General features: G+C 70.7%; 6 protein-coding genes. 4 read left to right on the top strand and 2 right to left on the bottom strand.

The genetic code is table 11. The features are described 5' to 3' along the window. Nucleotides 1-11: 11 nt before the first annotated feature. Both EJ357_RS49840 and EJ357_RS42950 read right to left on the bottom strand, forming a co-directional pair. Nucleotides 12-2,696 (bottom strand): right-handed parallel beta-helix repeat-containing protein, encoded by a 2,685-nt coding sequence (locus EJ357_RS49840; protein ID WP_126397563.1) that lies wholly within the window; start codon nt 2,694-2,696, stop codon nt 12-14. Next, entirely contained in the window at nt 2,693-14,710 is a 12,018-nt protein-coding gene (locus EJ357_RS42950; RefSeq protein WP_126397561.1) for an RHS repeat domain-containing protein, read from the bottom strand. The genes EJ357_RS49840 and EJ357_RS42950 overlap by 4 nt, the downstream gene beginning before the upstream one ends. A 241-nt stretch (nt 14,711-14,951) precedes the next feature. Between EJ357_RS42950 and EJ357_RS42945 the strand changes: the two genes are divergently transcribed. The 4 genes from EJ357_RS42945 to EJ357_RS42930 all read left to right on the top strand — a co-directional run bounded on the left by EJ357_RS42945 (nt 14,952) and on the right by EJ357_RS42930 (nt 19,361). Then, nucleotides 14,952-16,769 carry a coiled-coil domain-containing protein gene (locus EJ357_RS42945; RefSeq protein ID WP_126397559.1) on the top strand — a complete coding sequence of 606 codons (1,818 nt, stop codon included), beginning with the start codon at nt 14,952-14,954 and terminating at the stop codon, nt 16,767-16,769. 183 nt (nt 16,770-16,952) lie between these two features. Beyond that, the gene (locus EJ357_RS42940) at nt 16,953-17,252 is read left to right on the top strand and encodes a hypothetical protein (protein ID WP_175647733.1); all 300 of its coding nucleotides are present in this window, start codon (nt 16,953-16,955) and stop codon (nt 17,250-17,252) included. A gap of 271 nt (nt 17,253-17,523) precedes the next feature. Next, nucleotides 17,524-18,093: a sigma-70 family RNA polymerase sigma factor gene (locus tag EJ357_RS42935; RefSeq protein ID WP_126397557.1), complete on the top strand. Its 570-nt coding sequence runs from the start codon at nt 17,524-17,526 to the stop codon at nt 18,091-18,093. Beyond that, nucleotides 18,090-19,361 (top strand): hypothetical protein, encoded by a 1,272-nt coding sequence (locus EJ357_RS42930; RefSeq protein WP_126397555.1) that lies wholly within the window; start codon nt 18,090-18,092, stop codon nt 19,359-19,361. The genes EJ357_RS42935 and EJ357_RS42930 overlap by 4 nt, the downstream gene beginning before the upstream one ends. The last annotated feature ends 31 nt before the right edge of the window (nt 19,362-19,392 follow it).

The following is a 19,392-nucleotide window of genomic DNA, read 5'->3' as shown; positions in this document are numbered from 1 at the left end:
GGGCCGGTCGACTACGGGAGGTCGTCCGGTGTGAGGGTCATCAGGTCCGACTCCGAGATGTCGGACAGCTCGGCGACGCGGTAGGCCTGACGCTCCGTCATCGCCTGGAACAGCTGGCGGGCGGCGCGGCCGTTGCCGAATCCGCGCTCCCGGGGCAGCGTGTCGAAGTGGGCGGTCAGGGCCTCGCGGGCGGTCGGCGTGAGCTCGTACTGGTGCTGGGCCGCCTGGTGCTCCACGATGCTGACCAGTTCGGCGGAGCCGTAGTCCTCGAAGAGCAGCGTGCGGTTGAAGCGAGAGGCCAGACCGGGGTTGGAGCGCACGAACGTCTCCATCTCCCGGGGGTATCCGGCCACGATCACGACGACGTCGTCGCGATGGTCCTCCATCAGCTTCAGCAGGGTGGCGATGGCCTCCTGGCCGAAGTCGTTGGTGCCGGCGTACTGGGTGAGTGTGTATGCCTCGTCGATGAAGAGGACGCCGCCCCGGGCCTGTTCGAAGACGCGCGTGGTCTTCGGGCCGGTGTGGCCGACATACTCGCCGACCAGGGCGGAGCGGTCGGCTTCGACCAGATGCCCGCGGTCGAGGAGGCCGACGGCGGCGAGGATACGGCCGTAGAGGCGGGCGACGGTGGTCTTGCCGGTGCCGGGGTTGCCGGTGAAGACCAGGTGGCGGCTGAGCGGGGGTGCGGACAGGCCCATCTCCTCGCGGCGGCGCACGGTCTGCATCAGTTTCACCAGCGAGGAGACGTCGTTCTTGACCCTGTCCAGACCGGCCAGTCCGTCAAGTTCGGCCAGCAGGTCCTCCAGGGTGTCCTCGGAGGGGGCTTCGGTCTCCCGCGCCTGGGTCGCCGGGGCCGTGTCGCCGCCCTCGGCGGACGCGAGCGCTTCGGCGCGGCCGGTGGGCAGGGCGGGGTTGGTCACATTGCGTGAGACGCAGCCGTCGAACACCGGACGGGCTCCCTTCTCCGCTGCGACGTCCTCCTCCGCGTCCCGCACCACACAGGCGCGCAGCACGGGCGCGCTGCCGGCCGCCATATGGACGGCCGGGAACGCCTCGCCATCGCGGCCGGCACCGGCGAAGACGCACTCCTCGAAGGTGCCGCGCGCCTTCTCCCCGACGAACAGGCTGTTCTTGCCGGTGCGGGCCACGGTGACGGCCTTGACGCGTGGTTCGGCCGCGGGGCCGAGGACCAGTCCGGAGCCGGTCGCGTCGCGCACGGTGCAGTCCTCGATGCTGGGGGTCGCGCGCTCGCCGATCACGAGGCCCGCGGTGCCCGTGCCGCTGATCCGGCAGTCCCGCAGCACGGCCGTGGTGCCGGTGCCGCAGGTGATGCCGGCGCGTTCGGCCTGCGTGACATCGCATTCCTCCAGGACGACCGTGCCGGTGGACTCGGCGTTGATCCCGGCGCGGCCGCGCAGCACGGACAGTCCGCGGACCCGCGCGGCCGCCGCCGAGTCGATCTGGAGGCCTGAGAGTCCGCAGTCGCTGATGCGCACGCCTTCGACGGTGAGCTCGGCCCGGTCGGTGGCCCGGACGCCGTGTTCCGGGGTGGAGCCGATCCGGCAGTCGGTCAACGACAGCCGGGAGTCGTCGCAGGCGTGGACGGCGCTGAAACCGCAGTCCGTCACGTCGCTCGACGCCAGGGTCACCTGCGAACGGCCGCCCGCCAGCAGCCCGTTGGCCCGGCTGCCGTGCACCGAGGTGCCCTCCGCGGACAGCCGGGCGGTGCCCCGGGCCACCAGGCACGAGCCGTGCGGCCGGTCCACCCGGCAGTCGACCAGTACGGCCGTGCTGTCGTCGTCGGCGCTCACGCCGGCCCCGGAGCCGCCCCGTATCCCGGTGGTCAGGAGGAGGACGTCCCCGGCGCCGGAGACGGCGACCCCGTCCGTGCCGGTACGCAGCACCTGGCAGTCGGCGAGGACCACACCACCCTCGGCGGCCTCGGGACGCCCCGGACTCCCCTCGGGACGGCGGGAACTTCCCAGCACCCGTATGCCTTCCGCGCCGGTCTCCTCCAGCCGGCAGTCCAGCACGGCCACGGACGCGTCGTCCTCGATCAGCAGCCCGCTGCGGCCGGGGCCGGTGATCCGGCAGTCGCGGAGCACGGCCGCGGCCCGGCCCCGTACGCGGACCCCGGATCCGGTGACCTCCCGGACCGTCAGCCCGAGGAGGTCCGCCGTCGTGGCGGAGCCCAGGACGACTCCGGTGCCGTCGACGTCCTCGACCAGGGTGTCGATCAGCTCGGTCCGGCCGGTGGTGTTCGCGTGCACCCCGGCCAGGGCGGCACCGAAGACCCGGCAGTCGCGCAGCGCCAGCGAGGCGTCGCCGCCGGCCTCGATGCGGCCGCCGGAGATCTCACAGCCGTCCAGCTCCAGGCCGCCGGCCGCCACCAGAACTGCGGGCAGGACCGGATCCTGGCCGGTCAGCGCGATTCCGTCGACGCGGACGTGCGGTGCGGTGATCTCCAGGACGGGTCGGCCAGGGTCCGCCGCCAGCAGCCGTACGGCGTGGTCCGGCCCTTCGTCCGGCAGCAGGCTCACCGCGCGGTCCAGGACCAGCACCTCGACGTAGTCGCCGGGGGCGATGCGGATCTCGTCGCCGTCGACCGCGGCGCGTACGGCGGCGGTGATGCTGCGGTGGGCGCCGCGGCCCTTGGGGGCGACCCGGTGCACGGCAGGGATGGCGGTGGTGGTCACGGGAGCTCCAATCCCTGGACGGGTGCTTCGGGTTGGTCGGCCGGGGGCTGCGGGGCCGGTGGGGGCGGTGGCGCCGCGGGGGTGGTGGCCGGCTTCGGGAACGCCCGGCCGGGGGACGGCAGGTGGTTCCCGTTCAGGCTGTCCGCCTGGGCGATCTGGAAAGCGATGTACTTGGACAGCGCGGACTCCACCCAGTTCATCCCCAGCTCGCCGAGGCCGCCCTTGTGGAAGACCCGGGAGCCCGTGGCCAGGTGCCAGGCGTTGCGCGCCAGGCCGGTGCTCACCCCGCCGAACAGCGAGCCCGCGGCGCCCCACATGCCCGCCCGCAGCGCGTCGACGCCCTGGATCTCGTTGCCGTTGACCCCGAACACCGCCGAGCTGATGGCGGTGCTGACGAAGCCGCTGAGCGCGCCGGTGGCGAGGCCCACGGTGTTGGCGTAGGTGGCGGTGCGCCAGCGGGTGGGCTTCTCGAAGGCGGTCCAGTCGGTGGCCCAGTCGTCGGTGAGCCCGGCCATCGACTGCTTGGGGTGCGCGGCCCAGTCGAGTTGGCCCATGGTGGTCTTGAGGTACCCGAGCCGGGTGTGGTTGTACAGGACGTTGAGCCCTCCGCCGAAGGTGCCGCCGACCGCTCCGGACAGCAGCGCCTTGAAGACGTCCTCCGGCTTGAGATTGCCGTTGTTGGTGAGCTCGGTGATCAGCAGGCCCGCGGTGAAGTCGGTGACGAACCCGGTGCTGAACGAGGTCAGGAAGCTGCGAAGCTCGCGCTGCCACATGGGCATCTCGACGGACTCGCCGTTCCTGACGCCCTGGAACAGAGCGTGCCACGGGTCCTGGACCTCGCGCAGATAGCCCAGGGCCTCGATGTCGGCGCCGCGGTAGTCGGCCTCCCGGCCGATGAGCTGCCAGGCGCGGTCGCCGGGCAGGCCGACCTCGCCGCCGACCTTGGGCAGGACCCCGCCGAGGTAGTGGGGGACGACGGCCGGGCCCGACATGCTCAGCCGGCCGAAGGGGTCGGTCCTGTAGACCCGTCCGTCGAAGACACGCTGCTCGACCAGGTGGCCGTTCTGGTACTCCCGCCACTGGCCCCACTGCTTGTCGACCTCGCGGTAGCGGACGGGGTCGCCCTCCACCTTGACGCGCTCGCGGAAGACCTTGCCGAGGTCGTACTCCTTCCATGCCTCCCGGTCCACGCGGACCGTGCGGGGCGGCTCGAAGTGGCGTGCGGACTGGTCGAGCAGATCGCGCAGCGTTGTCCCGCGCGGGAGGTCGGCCGCGGGCGCCGCTGGAGGCTGCGTGGTCTCGATCCCGTACGCGTACTCGCGAACCCGTCCGCCGTCCCTGCTGCGGACCACCTGGTCGTCGATGAGGTCCCGCCAGCGGCCCTTCGCCACATCGTCGTACACCCGTACGCCCTCGGAGTGGACCGTGCCGTCGGCGGCGGTCTTCGTCCACTTGTAGGTGCCGTCGGGCTGCCGGACCGCGTCGACCCAGGAGGTGCCGGCGTCGGTGGCGTTGCGCTCGCGCACCACGTTGCCGAGCCGGTCGAGGTCGACGAAGGAGTCGTCCCAGGTGCGTGAGTAGAGCGAGCCGCGGTTCTGCTTGCGGATGCCCTCGTCGAGCACGGTGGCCGGGTGGGCGGAGTCGTACGTCTTCCATGTCCAGTCGGTGCGGTAGGGGCTGCCGGACGACTCGACGAACACGTCGCCCACCAGGTCCCGCCGGCCGGTGATGTGCAGCAGCGAGTTCCTGTCGACCCAGACGCCCGCGCGGTCGTTGCCGGCGAGGTCGTGTGGCGTCGGTGCGTCGAAGAGGTACTCGCGTGTCCCGGCGCCCTCGCTGCGCAGCCGGACGCGTTCGACACCCTCACTGTCGGTGAAGACGTCCCGCCACTGTCCGAGGCCGTCGGCGTGCCGCGTGCCGGTCTCGCCGGTCGTCGTGTTCCGCCAGTGCAGCTCGTACGGGGCGCCCTCGCGGTACTCAGGAAGCGGCGCCCAGCGCGTGGCGTCCTCGGCGCTGCGCCCGATCTCGATGACGCTTCCGTCGTCCAGCTTGCGGCTCTCCCGGACGACACGGCCGAACTGGTCGACGTCGACCCAGTTGGCGCCCGACGGGTTGAGCCGGACGCCGGTGACCGTGGTGCCGTCCGCGGCGGTCTGGGTCCAGTGGCTCACGCGGTTCAGGGAGTCGCCCGCGAACAGGTCGCCGAAGAAGTTGTCGAACGGGTTGCGGCCCGCCGCGCCCTTCCACATGAAGGCGGGCGGGCGCATGTCGGCGAACCGCTTGACGAGCAGGCTGCCGCCGTCCGCCAGCGTCTCCAGGCTCTCGATCTGCGCGTTCGCCGGTCCCAGACCGGTATACGTGTCGGGGTCGATCCGTGTTCCGGCCGGGGCATGACCGGGCAGCAGGGAGTGCTCCTGGTACATCCGGGAGCCGTGCAGTCCGCCGAACGGCCAGGTCTGGCCGCGCCGTTGGGCCACCGTCTCCAGTCCCGTGGCGGGGTCGACGAAGGTGTCCTTGAAGGCGACGTGGTTCGCGCTCCAGTGCCGGGTGCCGGAGAGCGCCTCCACGCCGTCCTTGTCGAAGCGCTGCCAGGTCCAGTGGCCGTCGGCGCCCTTCTCGGCGCGCACGAGGCCGCCGTCGAGGGCCTTGTGGTAGGTGCGCACGTCGGAGGTGTTGAGCAGGCGCCAGGAACCGTCCGGCACGTCGTGGTAGGTCCGCTGGTCCGGGTCCCCGATGCGCTCGCCGGACCGGACCCGGTTGCCCGCGTCGTCGAACTCGGTCCAGCGGGCGTGGCCGAAGCGGTCCCGGGCGATGTGCAGGGTGTTGCCGTTCTTCAGCACCTCGCGCTCGAACAGGGTGACCTTGCCGGGCTCCTTGCCGGTCAGCTTGAACTGCCCGGTGGGGGACGTCTCCAGCGTGGCGGTGTCGAAGCGGCCGGTGAAGGGGGTGTTGTCGCCGTTGACGCGGACGCCCTTGCCGGTCATGTGGTCGATGGTCCAGTACGAGCCGGTGGGTTTGCCGCCGCTGCCGCGGATGGCGAAGGTCTCCTCCAGCAGCTTGCCGCCGCTCGCGTCGAAGACGGTCCGCTCCAGCGGTGGGGTGCCCGGCGCCGTGTGGATCAGGGCGATCCGGCCGTCGTCGAGCCGCTCCGCGCGCAGGGTCAGGGACGCGTTGCCCGACGCGTCGAGGACCCGTGGCGTCCCGTCCGGAGTGCCCGCCTCGAACCGGAACACGCCCCGGTCTCCGGCGAGTTGGACGTCCCTCAGGGCGAGTGTGCCCTCGGGGCCGTAGTGCCACTTCGTCGTGCCGGCGGCGTCGGTGAGGGTGAAGCCGCCGCGCACCTCGGTCGGGAGGTTCGGGTCGAGACGCGTGACGGTGAACGCGTCGTCGGCCGCCTGCGTGCCCACGAACTGGAAGGAGTCGGGGGTCCAACCGCCCTCGGCGGCGCGGCCGGTGAGCCCGAGCTTGGTCCCGTCGAGGTCGGCCGGGCCACCCCTGACGAACACCTCCCGGTAGAGCAGCTCACGGTTGGGGCCGAAGCCGGTGGTCAGGTCCGTCGGCGTGTGCGTCACGGTGAAGCGGCTGCCGCCGGGGCCGCCGTGCGGGGTCGGCGTGACGGTGAAGTCGCCGAAGACGCGGCTGCCGCCGCCCTGGAGGTCCTCCAGGCGTGTGGCCAGGGGGAGGTTCTGGTACTCCCGCATGACGGTGGCGGCGCCCTGCCGGATGCCCTCGTGGGCCTGTGCGGTCATCTGGCGGAGCTGGTCGTGGAGGAGTTCGGGCCGCAGCCCGGGGAAGCTGTTCAGCGAGTCGGTGGCGTCGCCCGCGAGCTGCTGAACGCGCAGGAGGTCCAGGTTCTGGATGGCCTGGGAATCGGGTGCGACATGCAGGAACTCCATGGCTCCGGAGATGGACGACAGGTCCACCGCTGCCGCGTCCCCGGGCAGGTCGGCCCGTATGGCCGACGCCTCGTCGAGGGTGCGGTCGAAGAGCTGGGAGATGTCGGTGAGGCCCTCGTCGAGGACGTCTTCCTCCGGGATGGAACTGAGCGGGAAGCGCTCGGACAGCGGGTCCACCAGCCGGGTCGGCTGCGCGCCGTGCGCGCCCTCCGTGAACCGCAGGAAGCCCGAGCCGTCACGGGCCGGCAGGTCGCGGAAGACGAGGGCTCCGGTCCGGTCGAAGTGGAAGCGGCTGCCGGTGACGGTGTCGGTGAGGGTGAAGCCACCGGGCAGCCGCCCGGCGAGCGCGCCCTCCGGCGCGGTGACCTGCAGCGATCTGACGGCACTGTCGGGACCGAGCAGATCGACCTGCGTGAACCCGCCCGCCTGGTGGTGGGTCGCCGAGACCCGCAGGCCGGAGGGGAGTCCCTCCCCGGTGAGCACGGCCTCACGGCCCAGGAAGGAGCCGTCCTGGGCGAACGTCCACGTGGTGTTGCCGGTCGGGTCGGTGATGGCGAACCCGCCGTCCGGGATCCGTTCGACCGTGAAGTCCGCGCCGCGGGCCGTTCCGTCCGCCGCCGGGGCACGGTCGAGGAGTTCGAGGCGGAACGAGCCCGGTGCCGTGTCGGTGGACGGTACACGCAGCACCCGTATTTCGAGGTCGGCAAGGTCGTCCGCGCCGGTCAGCCGTATCCCGGGCGTCCGTTCCAGGAGCCCGGTCCAGTGCTCGTCCAGTGCTCGCCAGGCCGCGCGGAGGTCGAGGTCGGGCGCGTCGCCCGGGCTCAGTCGGGTGAGCCACTGGTCGCCGTGCTCGCCGAGGGCGTCGGACAGTCGCAGGGTGGCGGCATCGTCCAGGCCGGGCAGGTGCGGAGCGGCACCGAGGGACAGGTCGGTGACGTCTGGCATCGGACGCACTCCTCCCGATGCCTCGTCCAGGGTGCGCTCGAAGATCTGGGCGAGGTCGTCCAGGCCCGAGGGGCCGCCCAGGTCGTCCAGCCGGACGGGCGGGATGTCGGAAGCGCCCTCCGTGTAGCGCAGGAATCCGGAGCCGTCATGGGCCGGCAGGTCGCGGAACGCGAGGTGGAGGTCAGCGTCGTAGTGGAAGCGGCTGCCCGTGACGCTGTCGGTCAGGGTGAAGCCGCCCGGCAGACGGTCCTGAAGCGTTCGGTCGATGGTGGTGAGCGGGAAGGAATCGGTGACTTCGCGGGGCCCGACCAGCCCCACGATCCTGGAGGTGATGCCGTCCGTCGTGGTCGTGGCCGTGTTCCTGAACCACAGCCCGGACGGCAGCCCCAGATCGTGGTCGACGAGCGCAGTCTCACGGGCGAGGAAGTCTCCGCCGGCGCTGAACTCCCAACGGGTGGTGCCGGCCGGGTCGGTGACGCGGAACGTGCCGCTGTCCAGGCGCTCCACCGTGAACCGCGGCTGCGGTCCCGCCCCGTGCGGTGTCGGGGCGGCCTGCGTGACGTCCAGCCGGAACGTACCGGGTACGCCGTCGGCGGCGTTACTGCCGACGATCCGGAACTCCAGCCCGGCCAGGTCGCCCGCGCCGGACAACGGCACGTCCTGGAACTCGGTCAGGCGCATGAGGGTCAGGTCGGCGGGCGGCGCGATGTCCGCCGCGCGGGCGACGGCCGGCGCGTCGGCACCGGGCAGCTCGATCCTGGGCAGGTCGGCCGCGCCGCCGGCCAGGGGGTTGTGCTCGGGGATGGAGTGCAGCGGGAACCGCTCGGACAGGGGGCCGCCGAAGTCGTCGAGGGCCGTGAGCGGGCCGACGTTCGGGTCCGGCAGGGTCGTCCCGGCAGCGTCCAGCCGTATCGGCGGGGCGTCCGCGGGGACGTCCACGAACCGGCCTGCGCGGTCGAAGACGAACCGGTCACCGTTCGCCAGGTCGGTCACCGCGAAGCCCCCGGCCGGCAGCCGCCCGGCCGCGTCCCCACCCGGCAGCCGTACGACGGAGAAGGCCCCGTCACCCAGCCCCGGCGCGGCCAACCGGAGGGTCGGCACCATCTCACCGCCCGGCCCTCGGGTGAACGTCGTGATCAGCCGTGCATCGGTCAGCGCGCCGCCGGCGTGGCCGGAGAGACGCAGTTCCTCGGACAGTCGCGTGCCGTCGAGGTCGAACCGGGCGGTCCAGGCCCCGTCCGGCGTCCCCACCTTCACACCAGTGACCACGCCGAGCGCGCCCCTGACCGGGTCGACCACCGCACCGGTACCGGCCGGCGGCACCCCGTCCGGGCCGACCCACCGGGGCAGCGTGCCCGGACCCGGTGCGGCCTCGAACCGCAGGAAGCCGTCCGTCCCCGGAACCCGGTAGTCGCGGAACTGAAGGGCCTCATCCGCGCCGAACACCAGGCGCGCACCGCCCCCTTCGTCGGTGAGCGTGAAACCGCCCCCCTCCAGCGGAGCCCTGTCCCACTCCACCCGCACGTGCGACGCCCCGGCGACCTGCTCCGGACGCAGGAGCACCGTCTCGCTGCGGGGCGCGGGAACGTCGAAGCGGTCCAGCCGTGGCACGTTCGTCGTGAACGTGTCGCCTGCGCGGAGGCTGCCGGCGAGCTCGTCAACGGTCCCGCGGACCGCGCCACCGGCGGGAAGGATGTCGGCGAACACGATCACCTTGGCCTTGTCACCGAACTCGCCGGTCAGTTCCTGCGCGAAGTGACCGTCCCGCACCAGCACCTGGTTGATCTTGATCTGCGTGTTGACCGGGAACGTCACTTCCGCCTCGGCCAGGTTCTCCGAGCCCAGCACCCGGCCCGGATGACCCTGCTCCGGCACGTCGAACTTCCAGATCACGGCCTTGGAGTTGACGAAGTTGTGTGTGGTGGCGCTCCCCGTGGTCGTGGACATGATCCCCGGCCAGGAGATGGTCCTCCCGACGTCGTGGTACCCGCCTCCTGGGTAGTGGGCCGGATCCAGGATCCCGTCGAACGACGAGAAGATCTGCTGGCTGTCGCCGCGCACCACGGTGTTGCCCGGGATCGTCGGGGACGGGAAGTCGTCCCAGGCCCGGTGGATGGACTTGATGCTGTCATGCCACCTGTGCAGGTCCTGCATGTCCCAGGACTCCGTCACCTGCCGCGACGCGTACCCGCGTTCCGTGGCCACCCGCTTCCAGTACTCCAGAACGTCGGCGGCCCGCTCCGAGAAGTCGAAACCCACATGTCGCACCTGTGCCGCCGTGTACCCGGCCTCCTCGAACGCGGCCAGCAGCGGATTGATCGACCGGTACCCCGAACTCAGGTACTTCCCGCCCTCCTGCAGATCCGCCTTCTTCAGCTGCTCGGCCGCCCTCTTCAGCTGGTCCGCCTCGAACGCCTGGCGTGAGGCGGCGGCGTTGTCGAGGGTCGCCCACGCGCGATCGCTGGCGGAGACCAGGGAAACGGAGCCGTCTTCGGTGTTCCTGATCTTGTAGCGTCCGAACGTCGCCTTGCCGTCGATCACCCAGTGCGAGGTGTCCCCGCCCGGTGTGTGCCTGACCACGGGGGTCCCGGCATCCAGTCCCGACCCCAACCCGTGCGTGCCCACGGAGGGCGGTGGAACCGGTGCCGTTCCCCCGATTCCCTTGCCGAGCAGCGGAACGGGGGGAGCGGAAGGAGCATGGGGAGCCGGGTGAGCGGACGGAACGGCGGGAGGCCGCGGCGGTGCCAGCGGCGCCGGAGGCGGCGTCGCGGCGGTGACGGGAGCGGCCGGGACCGCCGGGCCGTCGAAGGCCACGCGCTCACCAGCCGGGCCGACCTCGCCGATGCGCAGAGTGCCGGAGTTCACGCCCTTGGGGCCGCGCAGTTCGGCGAAGACGGGCTTCGCCTCGAGGTCCGCCTTGAACGTGTCCGACAGACGGAGGTGGCCGGCGGCCTCGTCGAGACCGTGGAGCGGGCCGGCCGACACCGCGTCACCCATGCCGGAGGACACCGCCGCCCGGGGGTACGGACCCTCCAGATAGCTCTTGGGAATGATGCCCTTGATCAGCCATTCCTGGTCGCGGGTGGTGTTGAGCAGGACCCGGACATCCCCGACGAACTTGTTGGACTTGGCCGGATTGACGTCGTGGCTCTTGAGGAAGTTCAGGACGTCCTGCCGGGAGCTGTTCCCGGTGAGCGAGGAGGTGAAGTCCAGGCGTTTGCCGATGGTCCTTTCGATCTGGTCGGCGATCAGCCGCTGCAGGTCCTTGGCCGGGAGAATCCCCACGTCCGGCAGCCATCCGGCCTTGATGTCCACGCCCAGCTTGTAGACGTCGAGGGTGAACTCCATGTCGCCGTAGACCTTGTGGTTGCCGATTTCGGCGAAGGAGGTGAAAGGGCTGTTCTCCTTCCGGGTGGCGTTCTCCGCGCCGGCGACATGCTGGAACGCGGTCGTCCTTCCTTCCGGGTTGGCAGGGATCATGCCGACGTCCGGATCGAAGTACGACTTGCGCAGCCCCTTGCGGTCCAGCTGGGACATGTGGAGGTCGTCCTGCCGGACGAGCTTGACGCCGCGCAGGTCCTCAAGGTCGACGTTGGACATGTAGAAGTCGTCCGACTTGAGGACCGGCTTGCGCACTTCCACCGGCGGCAGCCCGGATCCGGAGGCGCGGCCCGCCGATTCCAGTGCGTTCGTGGGGGCCGTGAGTGATGTGCTCGGTGCGGCCGGTACGTGCTTCAGGGAGTCGACCGTCGCATACGGGCCCCTCAGGTAGTCCGAGGGGATTACGCCCTTGATCAGCCAGGTGTTGTCCCGGCGCACCTGCAACAGGGTCTTGATATCGGCGGTGACGTTGGCGGCCACCCGCTTGGCGACGCCGTTCTTGGCCAGGAACTCCTGGATCTCCTTGTTCCCGGTCGTGTGGGTGAACGTCGACGGGACTTCCAGATCGAGCACTTCGGTCTTGATCCGGATCTGTTCGAGAATCTCGTCCTGGACCTTGGTGGTGGAGAGGATCTCGATGTTCCTGACGTTCTCGACCCCGGCGTTGATGTCGTTCCGGAGGGCGATCAGATCGAGTCCGATCTCCTGGTTGCCGTAACTCTTGACGATGCTGCCGGGCGGGGAAAAGGCCGTGAACGGGCTTTCTGCCTTGAACCCCTTGGCGTTGGCCGTCGTCACCGCCTGGAACGGTTTGGTGGTGCCGTCGATCTTGACCGGTACGAGCCCCTCGGCGGTCAGGTGGGTCTTCATACCGGACTTGAGACTGGACGCCGCGAAGTCCACGTCCTGCCGCACCAGCCAGTGGACCTGCGGCACGACCGGCACGTCCACCTGCACCGGATCGGCGCCGTGGACCGTCGACGGCCCCGCCGGCGCCTCCGGGCGCACCGGGACGTCGACGCGCAGGGGCGCGCCGTCCGGGCCGTACCTGGTGACGATGCCGTCGGCGCCGGTGACGGTGAAGTGGCCGTCGACCATCGCCACCTTCACGTCCGGGACGATCCCGGCGTCCGTTCTGAGCACGTAGGTGATCTGCTCCCCGGGCTCCATCGTGATCCACCGCCCGGTGGGCTGTGCCAGGTCGTCCAGCAGCCGGAGTTCGCCGACGGGCAGGTGCGCCCCCGGACCGTCCAGGCGGACCATCATCACCGTGATGTTCTGGCGGACGGTGTCCAGGTTCATGCCGAGCTGGTCGAACTCAAGCCGCGCGTGATTGAACTTCAACTCGGCCGCGCTCAGGTCCAGTTCGGCCTCGGCGCGGTGCAGAGGCGACACGTGGGGCAGGTCGGCGACCTGGGCGAGCTTCTGGCCGGCCGTGTCGAGGTCGACGGCGGCGTTCTGTGCCCTGACCCAGGCCTGGAAGCGCTCGGCGCCGGTCTTGCCGACGGCCCCGCCGGTGATGATCTCGCGCAGGGTGAGCGGGGGGAACCCAGGCTGCGCGGGAACCGGCTTGGTGACGAGGTCGGTCTTCACCGGCCCCAGCCCCAGCAACTCCCGTGCGCGGCCCAGCTCGCCCGACCTGTCCGGGAGCAGCCGGGCCAGCTCGTCCAGCTTGAAGCCGAGGCCCGCCGACGCGTCCGCTCCGGTGAACTTCCCTGCCAGCGGGCCGGTGCCCAGCTCGTCGGGGTCGAGGACGCGGACCGTCACCTCGCCCTTCAGCCCGGCATGGACGTTCACCGGGTCGGTCTTGCCGATGCGCAGGATCACCCCGTCCGGTACGACGCCCACCAGGTCGATCTCACCGTCGAGGATCTTGCGCACCTGGACCGTGGTCAGACCGCCGAACTTGCCGTCGATGCTGAAGGGCGCCAGCTCCGCCAGCTCGTCCATCGGCTTCAGCAGACCGGTCCCGGTGCGGTCCATGCCCGTGAAGGTGTCCAGGTCCCGCAGACGGGCGACCGCGCTCTGCGGCTGCTCCAGCAGAGGGGACCGGACGGCGGTGCCGGTCCCGGCCAACTCGTCGAGGTCGTCCAGGGCGTCGAGGGCGTTGCGGAACTGCGGGGGCAGCAGTCCACCGGCGCCCAGGTCGGACACATCGATGCCGCCGTTGCGCAGCAGCGGACCGAAGCGGAAGCCGAGAGCGTCCAGGTCCCTGAAGGCGGCCGGCTCCACGAGGTCGTCGACGGCGCTGGCGAACCGGCCCGACGGGATCCCGGGTACGCGGGACAGGGAACTCGCGCCCGTCGAGCGCGGCAGCGCGGTCGGCGGGGGCATGAACTCGGTCAGCTCGTCGACCGCGTCGTCCCAGGCCGAGGTGCCGGGCACGACCAGCTTGCCGCGTTCCCCGAACGGCCTCGCGGCGTCGGGGGCGCTCAGCCCTCGGCCGGTCCTGGAGGCCAGGTCGCCGACGGAGCCCGCAGTCCTGCCGAGGGCACCGCCGATCGAGGGCTTCCCGAGCAGGCCGCGTTCGAGGATGCCCATGCGGAAGGCAGCCCGGAAGCCGTACTTGGTGAGTTCGGCGTAGCGGAGCGGCAGGAGCGCCGCCACCGCGAAGTCCAAGGCCCGGCCCACGTTGGTGAGCGCGTAGACGCCCAGCCGTCGGCCCATGCCTCCGCCGACGAAGGCGGTGGCCATGAAGAAGTCGCGGCGCAGCGCAAACCGCGCCGACCGCATCATGCCCCTGGCGAAGCCGCCGGCCATCCGCATCGCGCCCATGAGGGCCCGGGGCGTGCCGGCGAGGAGGCCGGGCAGCCGGGACATGCCGGTGGCGAACATGCGGCCGCCGGCCTGGAACAGCTTCCACAGCCCCTGGCCGGTCATGGCGGCCATCGTCCGGGGCGCCATCACGAGTCTGCCGCCCTGCATCACGAGACGGCCTCCCGCGGAGAGGGCCTTGCCGGCACCCTTCGCGCCGATACTGGCGCCGGCCTTGAGCATCCGCAGCAGTCCGCCGGCCGTGGTGAGGCCCTTGGTCGACGGGAAGACTATGCCGAGAAAGGCAAGGCCGAGGCCGACGCCGTTGAGTTTGCCCTGGCGGTAGTCCACCAGCGCCTTGAAGAAGAGGACAGCGCCCAGGCCGAACGCCAGCAGCCCCAGCGGGCCGCCGACGATCATCGCCACGATCGAGACCACGATCGTGACGATCTCCAGCGCCTTCCAGAGCCCCTCGACGAGCCTCTGCTTGAAACTCTTCTTCGGCGGCGCGATGGGCGAGGACACCATGTCGGCCGCCGACCGGAGGGCGTCTTCAAGGATCTTGGCCTCGCCGGTGATGAAGTCGACCTCGGCCGCGATGTCGTTCTTCGCGGCGGTGAGTTCCGCGGGGGGCGGGGCGTCCTTCCCCACCAGGCCGGCCGGCGGGATCGCCACCGCGCCTCCTCGTGCCGCGGCGCTCTCGGCCCGGCCCTGGGCGTCCCGCAGTGCGTCCGCGTATCTGGCCGTGGCCGAGGCCGCGAGGTCGAAGGCGCTGTGGGCGTTCGCCATGAACTTCTTCAGCGACTGCTTCACGTAGGTGCGCAGAGCGTCCGCCGTCTTCCCCTCGAAGCCGCCGTCCGACGCGGTGCGCAGCATGTTGTCGAGGCCGGCGTCGACGTCACCCGCCAGATCCCGAAGCAGACGAAAATCCCGTGTGAAGCCGTCGAGGACACGAGGATTCCCGGCGACGGGATTTCCGCCGTACCCCACTTGATTCCAGTCGCCAGGGCTGGCCACAAGGTCCTCCAAGTTGTCCACGGCGCAAGGGTCGGCCCTTTGCATGCGGATGACTTCCTGGTGACGCATTCAAGGGGATCAGCGGTTCAACGAAGTGACCGAAACCACATACCTGCTGGTCAGTAAGGTTCCGGCCGAAATTCTTTTGAACCTTTCGGGTCCGTCTCTGCGTCTACAGGTCGGACACGATGCCACCGCTTGTTCGGCATCACGAACACCCCTGTTTCCTCGGCCCGAACACCGGAAGAAAGGACGGAATTACGTGACCCGCGTATCGATCGACTACGATCTGATGTACGTCCTCGCCCGCCAGATCTGGCATCTCCGGGATGAAATGGATATCCCCGCGGGTGTGAAGCACAGTTTCGAAGCCGGTGACATCGGGCCCCGCCAGGAGACGGCGGAGGAACTGGCGAACTTCTCCACCGCCTGGAAGAAGGCGTTCACCGAGGGCTGGCAGGTCATGACCGACCTCGGCAACCTCCTCGACGAGATCGGGAAGGCCTTCTACGACTCCGACGCGCAGACGGCGGCCGGCGCCGCATCGATGGCGGCGGCCTACCAGCGGCAGAACGTCAAGGCGGCGAACGACGCGTACAAGCAGCGGCAGGACGCCATGTACAAACGGGCCGAGGCCGCGAACCTGGAGCGGCGGCACAGACCCGGGCAGCTCTACCTGGAGCGACAGCACCAGGAGTTGGAGAAGAAGCGGGCGGCTCTGCAGAAGGAGCAGGACGCCCAGGCGAAGCGCCAGGAGGACCTCACCAAGCAGCAGGAGGAGCTCCAGAAGCGGCAGGAGCCCTTGCGGCAGCGTCAGGACGAACTCACCCAGCGGCAACAGGAGCTGTGGCGGCGGCAGAAGGCCGAGCGCGCGGAACTGGAGGCGGGCTTCACGGCGAAGCAAGAGGCCCTGGACAAGGAACGGGCGGCGCTCACCGCGGGGCGGGAGCCTTCCCGCGAGCAGATGGACGAGCTGCAGCGCAAACAGCAGGACCTCTGGGAGGAACAGGACGCAGCGCAGAAGGCCCTGGAAGGCAAGCAGGCGAAGGAGCAGAACGACCTGAACCTGGAGCTGGACTCCCTGCGGAAGGAACAGGACGCCTTCACCCCCGAATGGGACGAGCTGGACAAGAAGCAGCACGACCTGTGGAAGGACCAGGCCGCGACCGAAGAGGCGCAGAAACAGCTCGACAAGGACGAGGAACCGCTGCGGCAGCGGGCCGAGGACATGCAGAAGGCCTACGTCGCGGAGCAGGAAGAGCTGGCGAAGAAACCGGCCTGGACCCCGGAGAGCGGGGAGCCCAACCCGCTGCACATGAACCGCGAACTCGGCCCGGACGGCCCGGCGGAGACCCCACCGCCCGCCGTACCCACCACCTACGAGCGGGACGACGACAACGGCCACACGAAGATCGAGTACAAGCTGAACGCCAACGGTGAGATCGAGGTCGACAAGAACGGCAACCCGGTCGAGACGACAACGACGATCACCAACAAGAACGGGCTGTCGTACACCGAGACCTACCGATCACTCCCCCGTGAGGGCGACTCCGTGACGACCACCCAGGGCTCCGACGGCAAGGTCACCAAGGTCTACATGGACGCGCATCCCGAAGAGGCCGGCTCAGGGGAAGCGATGCGCTACGTCACCGACGGCAACGGCGCCGCGCTCCAGACGTGGCGCAAGACACCGGACGGCGAATGGACTCTGGCCTGGGACAGAAGCAGTGACCCCGAAGGCGAGGAGAGCGCCGCGAACGGCGTGGGCAGGCCGCCCGCGTATCTGACGGTCGAGAAGCCGCTCGTCGACAGCTCAGGCCGCCCGGCCGACGACTCCTTCTCCCCGCCGATGGCCATCGAGCAACCGAACGGCACCATCCGGACGGACTACATGCGCCAAGACGGCTCCGAGCTCAGGGTCGTCACGACGGAGACCGCACGCTTCGTCGCCGACGAGACCAACGAGATCCAAGAGGTCTGGTACAAGAACCGGAACGGGACCTGGTACCTGAAGGATTCCCTCACCCAGCTCACCCGCTACGGCGACGAACCCCCGCTCGGGAGGCTCGGGGGGAGCTAGCGGTGACCGTCCCGCGGACGGACACACCTCCCATCCCCCGGCTTCCCCTCCCATGACTCCCTGCGGGCGCCCCCCCCTGGCGCCCGCAGGGTCCCCAGGGCCCGCGTCCGCGGGCCCGGCAGTTCCCTCACCCAGGTGCACATCCGGTCGCGACCGGGTGCACCGCCACAGAAGGAGGCCCCCATGGCCAAGACTCACGTCGACGAAGAGCAGGTCAACGCCACGGCCGCCAAGCTCAACAACGCCGTCAGCTCCACGCTGGTCCCCCAGCTGTCGGATCTCCAGCGGGAGGTCGAGGCGCTGCTCGGCGACGGCCTGGTACTGGCGCAGACCAGCCCGAAGCTGCGCGAGTCCTACGTGAACTTCAACACGTCGGTGACCCAGGCGGTGAACAACATCACCGAGTTCGCCAAGCAGTTCCAGCAGATCGCCGGCTCCGTGCGCGACCTGGACAGCCAGATCGCCGGCGGCATCCCCGCTTGATGCTCAACACCTGAGATCGAACCAGGGCGAATGGGACACACTCCCCATTCGCCCTGGTCGTATACGTAGGCCAAACGTCACGTTCACCTAAAGGGGGTTGAAGCTCGCAGGAACATCCATAGACTCGCCGCCATAAAGGGAGTTACCGCTTCCGCTTGTGGCGGCGGTGCCACCTGAACTCTCGTATTCACTCTGCTCAGCACTCGCCGCGATCGCGGCGCCCGAACGGACCGGCTCACGACACGGACGCCGGCCCCGGGGGAGGCACCACATGAGTACGTCCACCACCTGTCACGACGCCGAGAGCTCACACAGACGCGGCGGGAGCGCTCCCACCAGCGACGCGTCCTTCCGTGAGCTATACGAACGGCACCACGGGCCCCTGTTGCGCTACGTCTCCCGTCTGATGGGCGGCGACCGGCAGCGCGCCGAGGACTTCGTCCAGGAGACCCTGCTGCGCGCCTGGCTGAGCAGCGCGGACCAGCCGCCGGACTGGTCGCCCTGTCGGACCTGGTTGTTCCGCGTGGCGCACAACCTGGTGGTGGACTGGACGCGACGCGAGCAGGTCCGCCCCGAGTACCACCAGGAACTGCTGGAGTCCCACGCCGAGCCCGTCGACCCGATCGGCCAGGTGGTGCACCGCCGCTTCCTCGTGCACGCCCTCTCCCGCCTGTCCCTGCCGCACCGCGAGGTGCTCTTCTACGTTTACGTGCTGGGCTGGACCGGCCCGGATGCCGCGGACGCCCTGTCCATCCCGCCGGGCACGGTCAAGTCCCGCACCCATCACGCGATACGGGAGCTGCGCCGCCGCCATCCCGAGGGTGCGCTGGTGGCCGCATGACGCGGATACCGACCCAGGGCCACCTGATCTCGCTGGCCAAGCCCGACTCGTCCGTGGTGACGACCGTGATCGTCATCGTCGCCGTACTCCTGCTGCTGTTCCTGCTGCTGCGGCACGTCGTGCGCAAGCGGGGCGGCTGGAGGCGGTTCCGGCGGGGCGTCGCCCGCGAACTCTCCCTGACCAGGAGGGCGTTCGGCGAGCCGCTGCGCGCCTTCCGGCGCCACCGCCGCGGGGTACGGGCGCTCTCCCGCCACCTGTGCGATCCGCGGTCCGGCCTGCTCGTACGCCGACTGCTGGACGCGGCCGGAGCGGCGCTCGGCGATGCGCCCGGAGCCTTCGCCTACGGCCTGCGGACGGAGCCCGGCTGGGCCGCCGTCCAGATCGCGGGCCGCAGACTCCCCGACCCGCCCGCCCCGTGGGAGGTCGCCGACGGGCTCAGCGCGCAGTCCTGGTGCCTGAGCCTGGACGACGAGGAGTCGTTGCCGGACGCCGCGCCGCGCGCCGGCGCCCGGGTGCGGCCACTGCCGGTCGCCGTCGGCATGGCGGACGACCTGTGCGTACACCTCGACCTGGCCGCCGGGCCTCGGATGATCACCGTCGACGGCGATGCCGCCACTCGCTCCCGGCTGCTCCAGGCACTGGCCGCGCAGCTGGACCGGCCGGGCAGCGGAGCCTCGGTCACCGTGACGGACGGCGTCCACCCGCACTACCAGGGGGAGCCACTCGACTCCGTGCTGCGCCGGCTGGAGGACACGCCCTCCCCGACGACGATGGAGGAGGGCCTCGCCTCCACGATCACGGTCGTGGTCTGCTCCTCCCCCACCCGGGAACAGGCCCGGCGGCTGAGCTCGCTCGCCGCCACCGGCACCGTCGTCTGTCTCGCCGACGGCCCGGCGGCCGGGCACAGCTGGGCGCTGCGGGTCAGCGGCCGTGGCCGGGTGACCGCCCCGGAACTCGACCTGTACGCGGACTCGGCCCCGCTGGTCAGGGCCGTCGCCGCGGCCGTCCGGGCGGACCGGCGGCGCGCACGCCGAGCGCCGGCGCGGCACTGGCCGATCGAGTCGGCCGTCGAGCCACACAGGGAACCGCAGCAGCAGGCGCCCGAGACGGCCGAGCTGCCCGACCGCTCTGCGCTGTCCGAGCTCGTCGAGGAATCCAGGTACCCGGCCACCGCTCCGGCCCGGACCGTCGCCGGTTCCGACCTCCTGTCCGAACCGGCCACCGCCCGGTCCCGTTCCGCCGAGGCGTCGTCCACCGGCGGGGAGTGAACCGCCCGCCAGGCTCCGCCGCAGTGCGTAG

This window comes from Streptomyces cyaneochromogenes, from assembly GCF_003963535.1.
Taxonomy (GTDB): domain Bacteria; phylum Actinomycetota; class Actinomycetes; order Streptomycetales; family Streptomycetaceae; genus Streptomyces; species Streptomyces shaanxiensis.
This window is presented reverse-complemented; position numbering and strand designations above follow the sequence as displayed.

What these genes read in the sequence shown, in the direction of transcription:
- EJ357_RS42940 (WP_175647733.1), top strand. Translation starts at nt 16,953, where the DNA reads ATGGCCAAGACTCACGTCGACGAAGAGCAGGTCAACGCCACGGCCGCC.
- EJ357_RS42935 (WP_126397557.1), top strand. Translation starts at nt 17,524, where the DNA reads ATGAGTACGTCCACCACCTGTCACGACGCCGAGAGCTCACACAGACGC.
- EJ357_RS42930 (WP_126397555.1), top strand. Translation starts at nt 18,090, where the DNA reads ATGACGCGGATACCGACCCAGGGCCACCTGATCTCGCTGGCCAAGCCC.